At 44.7% G+C, this 12,076-nt stretch carries 14 protein-coding genes, 1 tRNA gene and 1 riboswitch; of the genes, 9 read left to right on the top strand and 6 right to left on the bottom strand.

The window, feature by feature from the left end; translation table 11 throughout:
• Positions 1-249: 249 nt before the first annotated feature.
• Positions 250-346, top strand: a riboswitch (TPP riboswitch).
• 7 nt (positions 347-353) lie between these two features.
• From thiC to H6G03_RS18160, 3 genes are read left to right on the top strand one after another with little or no spacing between them, the layout of a single operon-like run.
• Positions 354-1,727 carry a phosphomethylpyrimidine synthase gene (gene thiC / locus H6G03_RS18170; RefSeq protein WP_190466224.1) on the top strand — a complete coding sequence of 458 codons (1,374 nt, stop codon included), beginning with the start codon at positions 354-356 and terminating at the stop codon, positions 1,725-1,727.
• A gap of 49 nt (positions 1,728-1,776) precedes the next feature.
• Complete coding sequence (locus H6G03_RS18165; RefSeq protein ID WP_190466221.1) at positions 1,777-2,286, top strand: hypothetical protein; 510 nt, start codon at positions 1,777-1,779, stop codon at positions 2,284-2,286.
• 2 nt (positions 2,287-2,288) lie between these two features.
• Positions 2,289-3,146 (top strand): alpha/beta hydrolase, encoded by an 858-nt coding sequence (locus H6G03_RS18160; protein WP_190466218.1) that lies wholly within the window; start codon positions 2,289-2,291, stop codon positions 3,144-3,146.
• 153 nt (positions 3,147-3,299) lie between these two features.
• Here the strand turns inward: H6G03_RS18160 and H6G03_RS18155 are convergent, their stop codons facing one another.
• The 3 genes from H6G03_RS18155 to pyrE form a co-directional block, all read right to left on the bottom strand.
• Positions 3,300-3,713 carry a coiled-coil domain-containing protein gene (locus tag H6G03_RS18155; protein WP_190466215.1) on the bottom strand — a complete coding sequence of 138 codons (414 nt, stop codon included), beginning with the start codon at positions 3,711-3,713 and terminating at the stop codon, positions 3,300-3,302.
• A gap of 86 nt (positions 3,714-3,799) precedes the next feature.
• On the bottom strand, positions 3,800-4,171 hold the full coding sequence (locus tag H6G03_RS18150; RefSeq protein WP_190466212.1) for a hypothetical protein: 372 nt from the start codon (positions 4,169-4,171) through the stop codon (positions 3,800-3,802).
• 159 nt (positions 4,172-4,330) lie between these two features.
• The gene (gene pyrE, locus H6G03_RS18145; protein WP_190466209.1) at positions 4,331-4,951 is read right to left on the bottom strand and encodes an orotate phosphoribosyltransferase; all 621 of its coding nucleotides are present in this window, start codon (positions 4,949-4,951) and stop codon (positions 4,331-4,333) included.
• Between the two features lie 82 nt (positions 4,952-5,033).
• Here pyrE and H6G03_RS18140 point away from each other — a divergent pair, with 82 nt between their 5' ends.
• Complete coding sequence (locus H6G03_RS18140; RefSeq protein WP_190466207.1) at positions 5,034-5,483, top strand: hypothetical protein; 450 nt, start codon at positions 5,034-5,036, stop codon at positions 5,481-5,483.
• A gap of 491 nt (positions 5,484-5,974) precedes the next feature.
• Here H6G03_RS18140 and H6G03_RS18135 read toward each other — a convergent pair.
• Positions 5,975-6,047, bottom strand: a tRNA-Ile gene (locus H6G03_RS18135).
• 255 nt (positions 6,048-6,302) lie between these two features.
• Here H6G03_RS18135 and H6G03_RS18130 point away from each other — a divergent pair.
• Together H6G03_RS18130 and H6G03_RS18125 are read left to right on the top strand one after the other, a co-directional pair.
• Complete coding sequence (locus H6G03_RS18130) at positions 6,303-6,980, top strand: hypothetical protein (RefSeq protein WP_190466204.1); 678 nt, start codon at positions 6,303-6,305, stop codon at positions 6,978-6,980.
• Positions 6,981-7,102: 122 nt separating this feature from the next.
• On the top strand, positions 7,103-8,593 hold the full coding sequence (locus H6G03_RS18125; protein ID WP_190466331.1) for a hemolysin family protein: 1,491 nt from the start codon (positions 7,103-7,105) through the stop codon (positions 8,591-8,593).
• A gap of 13 nt (positions 8,594-8,606) precedes the next feature.
• On the opposite strand, the gene queC is transcribed toward H6G03_RS18125, so the two are convergent.
• Positions 8,607-9,299 carry a 7-cyano-7-deazaguanine synthase QueC gene (gene queC, locus H6G03_RS18120; RefSeq protein ID WP_190466201.1) on the bottom strand — a complete coding sequence of 231 codons (693 nt, stop codon included), beginning with the start codon at positions 9,297-9,299 and terminating at the stop codon, positions 8,607-8,609.
• 237 nt (positions 9,300-9,536) lie between these two features.
• On the opposite strand from queC, the gene H6G03_RS18115 reads away from it, so the two are divergent.
• Positions 9,537-10,610 carry a Gfo/Idh/MocA family oxidoreductase gene (locus tag H6G03_RS18115; protein ID WP_407650749.1) on the top strand — a complete coding sequence of 358 codons (1,074 nt, stop codon included), beginning with the start codon at positions 9,537-9,539 and terminating at the stop codon, positions 10,608-10,610.
• Positions 10,611-10,643: 33 nt separating this feature from the next.
• Here H6G03_RS18115 and H6G03_RS18110 read toward each other — a convergent pair whose 3' ends face one another.
• Entirely contained in the window at positions 10,644-11,591 is a 948-nt protein-coding gene (locus H6G03_RS18110; protein ID WP_190466197.1) for an SGNH/GDSL hydrolase family protein, read from the bottom strand.
• A gap of 161 nt (positions 11,592-11,752) precedes the next feature.
• Here H6G03_RS18110 and H6G03_RS18105 point away from each other — a divergent pair, with 161 nt between their 5' ends.
• Positions 11,753-11,893, top strand: a complete 141-nt coding sequence (locus H6G03_RS18105) for a hypothetical protein (protein ID WP_190466195.1) — start codon at positions 11,753-11,755, stop codon at positions 11,891-11,893.
• Positions 11,894-11,925: 32 nt separating this feature from the next.
• Positions 11,926-12,076 (top strand): zinc ribbon domain-containing protein (locus H6G03_RS38855; RefSeq protein WP_322111932.1); only part of this gene is annotated, 151 nt, incomplete at its 3' end.

Below are 12,076 nucleotides of genomic sequence, written 5' to 3'. Positions count from 1 at the left end.
AACTCACACGAGTATTGCAGAATACCAATTTTCGTGGCAGCAATACATAACTGCTAAAAAAAATAAAAAGGAAAAATATGGCATTTTCCATCAAGAAATTTACAGCCTAAAATTACTTTATAGCGATCGCAGATTTTCAAGCACAGCGATTCCGCCACGAATATACCGTTACCGTTACTTTTTCGCAAACACACCCATTAAGATTTTCATACTTGCTTCTATGTAACCCAAACGGATGCTACAATCAACAGCCATAGCTAGGGGTGCCCCTCAAACCGGGCTGAGAACAAACCCTTTGCACCTGAGTCCGGGTAATACCGGCGGAGGGAAGCTGTTTATTCGAGGAAATTAATATGCGTACCGAATGGGTAGCGAAGCGTCGCGGGCAAAGTAACGTTTCTCAAATGCACTACGCCCGCCAAGGCGTTATCACTGAAGAAATGCAACACGTCGCCCTACGGGAAAATCTCCCAGCTGACTTGATTCGCGACGAAGTGGCACGGGGACGAATGATTATCCCCGCCAATATCAATCACACTAACTTAGAGCCCATGTGCATCGGCATCGCCTCTAAGTGTAAAGTTAACGCCAACATCGGCGCTTCCCCCAACTCCTCCGGTATTGAGGAAGAACTGACTAAACTGAAACAAGCGGTGAAATACGGTGCCGATACCGTGATGGACTTATCCACCGGCGGCGGTAATTTGGATGAAATTCGCACTGCCATTATCAACGCTTCCCCAGTTCCCATCGGTACTGTTCCGATTTACCAAGCATTAGAAAGCGTTCACGGCAAAATGGAAAATTTGACGCCGGATGACTTTCTGCACATCATCGAAAAGCACGCCCAACAAGGCGTAGATTACATGACGATTCACGCGGGTATTCTAATTGAATACTTGCCTTTGGTGAAAAGTCGCATTACCGGAATAGTTTCTCGCGGTGGCGGTATCATCGCCCGGTGGATGCTGCATCACCACAAACAAAATCCTCTCTACACCCACTTCGCAGATATCATCGAAATCTTCAAGAAATACGATGTTTCTTTCAGTTTAGGCGATTCTCTCCGTCCCGGTTGCACTCACGATGCTTCGGATGCTGCCCAACTTGCGGAATTGAAAACTCTGGGCAAACTCACCCGCAAAGCTTGGGAACATAACGTACAGGTGATGGTGGAAGGGCCAGGTCACGTACCGATGGATCAAATTGAATTTAATGTCAAGAAGCAAATGGAAGAGTGTTCGGAAGCACCTTTCTACGTGCTGGGGCCATTGGTAACAGATATTGCTCCCGGTTACGACCATATCACTTCTGCGATCGGTGCGGCGATGGCTGGTTGGTACGGTACGGCGATGCTGTGCTATGTAACACCAAAAGAACACTTAGGTTTGCCGAATGCAGAAGACGTGCGAAATGGGTTAATTGCTTATAAAATAGCTGCCCATGCTGCCGATATTGCCCGCCGTCGTCCGGGCGCACGCGATCGCGATGATGAACTCTCCAAAGCGCGTTACAATTTCGATTGGAACCGCCAATTCGAGTTAGCATTAGATCCCGATCGAGCCAAAGAATATCACGACGAAACTCTCCCAGCAGATATCTACAAAACCGCTGAATTCTGCTCGATGTGCGGCCCGAAATTCTGCCCGATGCAGACAAAAGTTGACGCCGAAGCATTAGAAGAATTGGAGAAGTTTTTGGCTAAAGAGCCAGTAGTTCAAGGTTAATATAGTAGGGTGGGCATTGCCCACCTTAACTACTAAGGATATCTTAAAAATGAGTTTACAATCAAAAATCAAAACTACTCCAAATTGTGCTGTATTTTGCCGTAATTATCAACAACATCTTGAAGATGCCAGTAACAAAAACCCTGAAGAACGGATTACTTTTCGTTCCTATTTAAAATGGACATCTGCTGAATTAGCTGTAAAAACTCACGGACACCGCAAAATTTATTTTGCTTTAGGTGAAGATAGTTTGGTTAGATATGAGGCTATTTTAGAGTTAGTTGAACTAGATCCAAAACCAAACACTCATCTGACAAATAACCTACTTGAAAAATGCCTACCATCAACTCAAAATGAAGGTTTGTGGGAGAAAGAAAATGGAGAAATAGGAGTAAAAACATTATATGTTATTTCTCATTGTCACAAATTACCTGAACCTTTCCCACAAACTAAGTTAATCAAACTTTCAGATAATCGTCCCATTGATGAAAACTTTATTCGCAGTTATGTTCTAGTATACGAGTATAATAGTGGCATCGCTTACCCCGCTGTTGAGTAAATATGCGAAAATCTCAACGAAAACTTTTTTTCAAAATATGCTCAACTTTATTCATTGTTTATACGTTAATTTGCGTTATCCTATTCTTTGTACAGCCACGCTTGATTTTCCTACCAACACATAATTTTCAGAAAACTCCTGACTTCTACAAGATAAATTACAAAAATATTTATTTACCAGTACCTAAAAATTTAGGTGGCGGTGAAATTCACGGTTGGTGGATACAAGCTAAAAAATCAAACTTAGGAACTTTACTTTATTTACACGGCAGAGGATTAAATATTGGTTCTAACATTAACCAAGCTTATCGCTTTCAGCAATTAGGTTTTTCAGTTTTCTTAATTGATTACCGAGGATACGGCAAAAGCAAAGGTAATTTCCCAACAGAATCACAATTATATCAAGATGCAGAAATAGCTTGGAATTATCTCGTAAATCAGCAAAAAATTCCTAGCGATCGCATTTTTATTTACGGTCATTCATTAGGAAGCGCAGTTGCTATTGATTTAGCTATAAAACACCCAGAAGCAGCGGGATTAATCGTCCAAAGCTCCTTCACTTCTATGGCAAATCAAATCGCCCGTTACCCTTACTTTCGGATATTTCCAATCTCGTTACTTTTAACTAATCGCTTTGACTCTATTAAGAAAGTTAAATCTTTACGAATACCTGCCTTATTCGTTCATGGTGTTGACGATCCCATGATTCCTTATACAATGAGCGAAAAACTTTATAAAGCTGCATCTTATCGCAAACAATTGCTGTTAGTTCCAGGTGCAAAACACAACAACGGAGATTTATTTTTTAATAATAATCAATACCGTAGAGCTATTCGTGATTTTGCTAATTTATCTCTATAATTACGCTGAAAATTATTATGTATTCCATCAGTAAAGCTTAACATCAGATAATCCTGGGATATAAATTTATCACTTCAATGTTTAATATTTGTAGCAGTAATCATAGTATTTTACCTTACTTATTGGTTAGCTATAGCAAACACTTCACGACGTTTATTCCTGACTTTCCCCATTATTACGATCGACTTTTCTAGTTAAATAACGCACTTCCTCCAATAATGTATAAAACCGGCGATTGCTTTCCTCTTTCCACTCTGCTATTTCAGCTTTTCTAGCTTCATTCTCTTGCTGTTGCTGCGCTGCTACCTGTAACAATGCTTGCGCTGTAATTCTCAGCCCATCTATGCTATCTCGAACTTCAGAAACACTTTCTCTGACTTCAGAAAAACTTTCTCTTAGTTCCGAGATACTTTCTCGCATTTCCGAGATACTTTCTCGCATTTCCGAGATACTTTCTCGCATTTCCGAAACGCTTTCTCTTAGTTCCGAAACATCAGTAGCTAAACTGTCCAGCATTTCATCTGTCCATCTAACCCTTCTGTTTTCATTATTTGGAGTTGGTGTCATAAATATTTTCTCCTCCAATTCCCACCTGACTGACTCCATCGAAATTATTTAATTATCTTCCCATCTTCCACACTACTTTACCACTTTCATTGCTGACTTTCCCCATTATTACGATCGCCTCTTCTATTCAAATAACGCACTTCATCTAGTAACGTATAGAAACGGCGATCGCTTTCTCGTTTCCACTCTTCCAATTCGTTAAAACGGCGGTCATTTTCTTGTTTCCACGCTGCTAATTCAGCTTTTCTAGCTTCATTTTCTTGCTGTTGCTGCGCTGCTAATTGTAACAAAGCCTGCGCTGTAATCCTCACACCATCTACGCTATCTTTTAGTTCCGAAACGCCTTCTTTTAGTTCCGAAACAGTTTCTTTTAGTTCCGAAACATCTGAGGCTAATTTGTCCAGCATTTCATCTGTCCATCTCACCCTTTTGTTTTCATTATCTGGTGTTTGTGCCATTACTATTTTTTCCTGAAAATTCTACTTTACGCTTTCTTATTTAAATTATACAATTATATACTATCATCAACACTACTTTATCACCTGCATTACTATAAATATCCTCATCTAGCCGTGCCTTTCAAATCACGGCTAGAATTAGCAATTTCCAACTTTAGTTTAAACTTTCAATTGCTTATATCTCTCCTGAATCTCCCCGATCGCAAACACCGCCTCAAACTTCAACCCAACAGATTGGTATAACTCAGCACCACCCTGTTTTCTATCCACCAGCGAAATCACTTCCTCAACCACATATCCCGCATCTCGCAGTCGCTCAACTGCCTTCAGCGCCGAACCGCCAGTCGTCACCACATCTTCCAAAACCACCACTTTTGCACCTTGCGGTAATTCCGGGCCTTCGATGTATGCTTTCGTACCGTGTCCTTTGGCTTCTTTGCGGATAATCAAAGCCGGAATTGGACGATTTTCATAAGCAGAAACTACACTGACGGCAGAGACGATCGGATCTGCACCCAAAGTCAAACCTGCTACTGCCTCAGTATCCGTAGGTAACATCGATAACAAAATACGTCCGATCGCCAAAGCTCCGTGAGGATGCAGCGTTACCAATTTACCATTAATGTAATAAGTGCTACGCTGACCGGAAGAGAGAAGAAAATCGCCTTCTTTATAAGCCAGTTGGCAGAATAAATCTAGAAGTTGCTGGCGCAGCGTCGAGAGATCCGAAGTCACCGAAATAACAGCTAAATCGCCTGACTGTTTGATTCCACTGGTCATTACAGTTGATAATTAGAAAGAGCCAACAACGATCTTAGACCCAAAGATAGGTTAATATTTGGGAAAAGTGAGGGTGAAAGTTATGAGTATACGGCGTAGCGGTCTTATAGGTGCTGCGATGGTGAGTACCTTTTGTACCCTGTTTGCGTTTGCTTCTCAGGCAAATGCAGAACCCTTAAACCCACGCAGAACATACATCAGTCCAAGAAGTTACGGTATTGATGAATTATTCGATCGCACTTTCTTCAGCCACGATAGAGAAGCTTTCAGAAATCGTTCTATTGAACGGCAGTTAAATTTGCTTTTCGGCCCTTATGTGGAAAATGAAATTAACAGCGATGCTAAAGCAATTCACCAACTATACAAGAATGTCCTAAGAGAACAGACATCGAGCGATCCGTACCTTCGCACTCCAGATTTGCCTAATCCCTATAATAGTTCCTTGCTTCAACTACCTTCTTTCAATTCCTATAAAGGAAACACCTCGGTTCCCGGCACAGAGTTTATCTACCAGGAACAGCCGCCGCGCTAGGGTTTCGCTCAATTTTTTGTCGGTGAGAAGAAATCGGGTTTCTTTGGGTGGCTCTCCCGTTTTTGTGGTGATAATACAAACTTATCTAATCGTAGGGTGGGTTAGGCACGGGCGATAAGTAGGGGCGGGGTCACCCCGCCCCTACATTCGATCGATAATTTAGTTCTCGTGCCGTCACCCACCATCGAACTCAACTGTAACAGAACAAGCATTTTTTCCCATAAATCCGCAAGAGCCGTTGCGATAAACCAGGAGAAACCCGGTTTATGAGGATTATTTCCCCGCTCCGATAAGCTCAGATAATCTCGGATACAGTGCGATTTAGTGCGATCGCACTAATATGAAAGCGAATCAATCGATTTTAGGGGATCGGAAACGCCTATTTTAGCAATGAGAGCGAAACGGCAAAAACCTCTTGAGGTGAAATAATATAGCCGCCTTATGTCCAAACTGTCACTGGGAGTTAGACAATGGTTTATTTGATCTGAATATCGGCAGTGCAGGAGTTGAACCTGCCTGGGGCGAATTATGAGTTCGCTGCCTAAACCGCTCGGCCAACTGCCGTAGATTTGTAGTTACCCTTGTATTATATTAGCTCTTTCGCGAACGAGCGTTTCCCTACTTCCCCAATCAGCCAAGGGCGCGGAGTATTTTAGGTAATTTGCGATCGCACGTTTGCCACAGATCCTTTCGTCCTGAGCAAGCCGCCTTCCTATTGTATAATCAGTCAGCTTAGTTCGACAACCCTTAGATATTAACTAAGATATAAATCGTCAGCTGGATCGAAAGTAGGGAAATTAGGGTAAAACCGTATTAACTATGAAGTTGAATTCGACTGTAGCGTTAACTTTAGTTTTGCTGGTTCTGATGCTTGGGGCTGGCCTGGTAAGCGGAATGTGGGGATTTGCTTTGGGACACGAAGCTCTCAAAGGCGTAAGTCAACCGGATGCTCGCCCAACAGCCAAAACGAAAAATTATAAGGAGACACCGGCGGGAACACAACCCCTGGTAATGTTAAAAGAAGCAGATATCATCAAAAGTGTCAACGTCAGAAAGCAGGGTAAAGGGAAGCAAGCTAAGGCAGACAAAAATGATGAGGCTAGCGAAAAGCGAACTAAATCACTTTCACCATCTGAATCTACTGCAACCAATGCGGCATTTCCGATCGTTTCCAAAGATAAAGGCGTTACCCTCGAAATTCGATCGGTGCAACAGCAGCAAGACACTTTACTGCTCGATGTCAGCTTGAAAAACGAGGGCGACCAGCCAGTAAAATTTTTATACAGCTTTTTGGATGTCACCGATAACCGGGGTCGTCCCTTGAGCGCCAGCGCAGAGGGCCTACCAGGAGAATTGCCTCCCAACGGGGAGTCATTTTCGGGAACGGTGAGTATCCCTACCTCTGTACTTGAAGGCGCGGATCGACTTTCCCTGACCCTGACGGACTACCCGGATCAACAACTGCGGCTCCAAACCTCTGATATTCCAGTAAGATAGGAAGGCAAAAGTCAAAAATCAACAGAAGCACGATCGGAACGGCTTCTGAATTCTGACTTATGGTTGCTGCTTTTTGGTTTGGATTTTGTCTTTTGCCTTTGGCATACGTGCCTTTTTTACAAATGGTTACCGCCTTTGTGCTTGTCTCGGTCGCTGAGCGGGGATTAAGTCAAGTTTCTTTCCTAACGTGGCCAGACACCGTGCTGCGGTTATTGTCGGTGCTGCTGCTCATTACAATCAATGCTTTTTTTGTTACCGCTGAGTTTTCCATAGTCTCGGTGCGTCGATCGCGCATCAACCATTTGGTAGATTCTGGCGATGCCCAGGCTAGAGCAGTACAACACCTGCAACAAAGTATCGATCGCCTTCTCTCTACAACCCAACTCGGTATCACTCTCTCCAGTTTGGCTTTAGGCTGGATTGGCGAAAGTACAATGGCAGTCCTGGTGGCGAACTGGATGGCGCACCTGCCTCTACCGGAAAAGATGAGTATTGCGATCGCCCATACTCTAGCCGTACCGATGGCTTTTTTGTCGATCGCCTACTTGCAGATTGTTTTGGGAGAACTTTGCCCCAAAACCGTCGCCATGCTTTACTCCGAGCAATTAGCAAGAATTTTAGCACCCCTGAGTCTGGCGATCGCCCGCTTTTTCAAACCCTTTATCTGGATTCTCAATCAATCCACCCGCTTGCTGTTGCGACTTGTGGGTATCCGCTACACAGGACAAGGTTGGAAACCGCCTGTTACCCCAGAAGAATTGCAACGGATTATCACCACCTCCAGCGAATCCACCGGACTGGAAGCAGAAGAACGAGAACTGCTGCGAAACGTATTTGAATTTGGCGATGTCTTGGCTGGAGAAGTGATGGTTCCCCGCACCAGCATAGCGGCTATTCCCAGCACCGCCACCTTCCATACACTCTTGAACGAAATCGCCGCCACAGGACACTCTCGCTATCCCGTCATGGGAGAATCCCTGGATGACATTCGCGGCTACATTGACTTCATCGAACTAGCCGAACCTTTAGCCCAAGGTATCTTGACTCTGGAAACACCAATTCAGCAGTGGATTCGCCCAGTCAGATTTGTACCAGAATATACTCCCTTGAGCGAATTATTGGCAATGATGCAGCGATCGCACCAATCAATAGTAATGGTAGTCGATGAGTTTGGCGGCACCGCTGGCTTGCTTACCCTCAACGATCTGATTGCCGAAATCATTGGCGATAGTGGCGAATTAGATAGTAACGAAGAAGTAATTGTCCAAAGTTTGGACGAGCAAACTTTTCTGGTACAAGCGCAGATGAACTTAGAGGAACTCAACGATCTTTTAGATTTGAATTTGCCTCTTATCTACGAGTATCAAACTTTAGGTGGTTTTATCCTTTACCAGCTGCAAAAAATTCCCAATCCAGGAGAAACTTTACAGTATAAAAATCTGGAATTTACGGTTGTTTCTACTGAAGGGCCGCGCTTGCATCAAATTCGCATTCGACGCCTAGAAGCCTCACCGGATTTTCTGCAACACAGCAATAGATATGACTCCTCAGAACAAAAAGCGATCGCACCAGACAATGACAGCCGCACCAACAACTCAAACACCGACCTTTAGTTATGGAAAAACCTTAAAATTGTTTCAGGATTGAATAAGGCAGCATATCTTTTAATCCCAATTCGGCAAAAGCTGCCAAACGCAACTGACAAGAATCGCAAACTCCACAAGCCAATTCTTCGCCAGCGTAGCAAGACCAAGTTTTTTCCCAAGGTACAGCTAAGCTATTTCCTAATTGAATAATCTCGGTTTTCTTTAAATTAATCAAAGGCGTTATAATTTTTATTGCTTCTCCTTCCCGACCTTGTTTCGTGCCCAAGCGAAACACTTCCTGCATTGCCTGGATATAATCGGGACGGCAATCTGGATAACCGGAATAATCTAAAGCATTGACGCCGATGTAAACTCGTTGGGCACCTATGGCTTCCGCATAAGCTAGCCCAAAACTCAAAAATATGGTATTGCGGGCTGGCACATAAGTGATGGGGATATTTTGAGACATATCAGCGAGAGAGCGATCGCTAGGTAAATCAATCTTTACATCCGTGAGAGCAGAACCACCCCACAGGCGCAAATCAAAGTTGACCATTTGGTGTTCTGCGATACCAGCAGACAAAGCGATCGCCCTTGCCGCTTCCAACTCCCGCCGATGGCGCTGTCGATAATCAAACGAAAGAGCGTAACAATCGCATCCATCAGCCTTTGCTTGATATAGAACGGTTGACGAATCCAACCCCCCAGACAGCAAAATAACCGCTTTTACCACTTTTTCCTCACCCTTGTCATATGTTGTAAATATAACTCTACGGTCTGCACATAGGTCGCCTTTACTACAAAAAGACCTTTCGATCAACTTCTAATGTGTAGGAACATAAACTCAACTTAGAAATTCTTAATCAAGAAGGACACTGTGCTACCATCTTGATGGTTTTTGACGGCGTAAGGGCGGGGCGACCCGGCCTCGACTCGGATAAGACCCAAAGTGGTGGAGGAGCATAACAGAGTGCAAGATAGCATCTCCGTGAGATTTGCGAACGCTTACGTGCAACGAAATCAACCGGAACCGTTGCGAATTGGGGTCATCGGGGTGGGCAATATGGGACAGCATCACACCCGTGTTCTCAGTTTACTTAAAGATGTCGAACTGGTAGGTGTCGCCGACATTAACGTCGAGCGCGGTCTGGATACAGCCAGTAAGTATCGAGTTCGCTTTTTTGAACATTATCGAGACCTACTTCCTCATGTGGAAGCAGTCTGCATCGCAGTACCTACCCGACTGCATCATGCAGTCGGAATGACCTGTCTGCAACATGGGGTTCACGTCCTCATCGAAAAACCGATCGCCGCCAGTATTGCCGAAGCTGAATCCCTCGTCAATGCAGCAGCTGAGTCAGGACGAATTCTACAAGTAGGTCACATCGAACGCTTCAATCCAGCTTTTCAGGAGCTCGGCAAAGTGCTGAAAACCGAAGAATTGCTTGCTTTGGAAGCGCACCGTATGAGCCCCTACTCGAATCGGGCCAATGATGTCTCTGTCGTTTTGGATTTAATGATCCACGACATCGACCTGTTGCTGGAATTGGCAGCAGCGCCTGTGGTCAAGCTGACAGCTAGCGGTAGCCGCGCCTCCGATTCTGGCTATTTAGATTATGTGACTGCCACCCTGGGCTTCGCCAATGGCATTGTGGCCACTTTGACGGCCAGCAAGGTCACTCATCGAAAAATCCGTCGCATTGCGGCCCATTGTAAAAACTCTTTGACGGAAGCAGATTTTCTCAACAATGAAATTCTGATTCACCGCCAGACAACGGCCAACTACATGACCGACTACGGTCAAGTACTTTATCGGCAAGACGGTTTGATTGAAAAAGTCTACACCAGCAATATTGAGCCACTCCATGCAGAGTTGGAGCATTTTGTCAACTGCGTGCGGGGCGGCAATCAACCTTCTGTTGGTGGCGAACAAGCTCTCAAAGCCTTGCGCTTAGCAAGTTTAATCGAACAGATGGCACTCGACGGTCAAGTTTGGCATTCGCGAGAATTGGAGCGTGCCAATCAGCCGAGCCTCAAGATATAACACAATTTCAGATTGGCAATTCCAGACGGCAATCTAAATTTGGAAATCTAAAATCTTGCGGCCAATCGATTCGCTGACTAGGCGATTCCCTTGAGGGCTGAGGTGAATATGGTCTCTGTATAAAGGTTCTGCCAGCTGTGCTGAGTTGAACAAGGGTAAAAAATCTATGTAGATAATTTGCCGACTTTGGGTAAAGTCAGTCAGACGCTGACGTTCCTTGAGTTCGTAATCGCGGGGGCCAGGACTGCCGACCTCCCGCAATAAGGGTGTCATTGCTAGTAGAAAATGGCTATTGCTTTGACGGGCGATCGCCTGAATTTTTTCTATGGCTGCTAAATTACGGCTAACGCGATCGCCCTCTTCAGCATTCACCGTTGCCAACTCCGGCAGTTGAGGCGCTGGCAATACATACCTGCCAAACACTTCCGCCAAAGCTAGCACAGGTTTTCGCTCTGGATAATTGCGATCGCGTCCTACTTGTATAGAAGTAGGCGCTGTAGCAAATAAATCATCTGTATTGATCAGCAAAACTACTACTTGAGCGCCAAACGTGCCGAAACGCTCTATATAAGCAAGTTCATTCCTTGGCCCCCAAGAATTAGCCGAGGCATTAAGCACTTCAATTTGGTTAAATTTATTACCAAGAACAGACGATCGCAGTTGTGCGGCGATCGTCTCGGAAATAACATAGTCCCGATCCGTCCACCAACCCCCGTTAGCGATCGAGTCCCCCAACAGCAACACCCGCAATGTCGAAGCGGATCTCTCCTTACTGATGTCAGACCCCCGCATCGAATACTGATTGATCTCAATGCGATTGCCAAAGCGACGAGTTCGTTGATTCGGTGCTAGCAAATAACCAATTTGCTCATCAGCAACATAAATTGGAGGATTGCCGAAACCAAACAGCAAACGCAGTCCCAGTTCAAACAGGAGTAACAACCCTACCACAACAGCCAAAATTAGCAGCGCTAACTTCACAGATCTTTTTCCTCGCTAATACCACCCAAGTCTTAACAAAAGTTTTCGTTTCTCACCCATCAGAGTCATAGACGATAGGTATTTCGATCGCTAATCTAGACTAAGAAACGTTTTGCGACCAACCATTGCAGCGCTAAGTACGCAGGAGATATCACAGCGCTATGACCGACTTAAACCGTGGCATCATGAAATTTGAGGGAGCCGATACCCCGAAAGCGATCGCAATTTCAGCCTTGCTGGTACTCGGCGGTATTGCGGTTCTACTCTGGTGGGCATTGCACTCTGCCTACACGATCAACTGAGACAAGAGCAAAGTCGAAATCGACGACGACGGATGAAGCAAGCAGCCCATCGAATGCGAACTAAGATTCGTAAATTGATTGATGTAACCGAGGAATACACCAGCAAGACTTGTACCCGTTGTGGTCAAGTTCATCCCAAGCTGGGTGGTTCTCAATTGTTCCATTGTCCTGAGTGTGGTTTGA

Source organism: Aerosakkonema funiforme FACHB-1375 (assembly GCF_014696265.1).
GTDB lineage: Bacteria > Cyanobacteriota > Cyanobacteriia > Cyanobacteriales > Aerosakkonemataceae > Aerosakkonema > Aerosakkonema funiforme_A.
The sequence above is the reverse complement of the archived record's forward strand: the minus strand, read 5'-3'. Positions and strand labels throughout refer to the sequence as shown.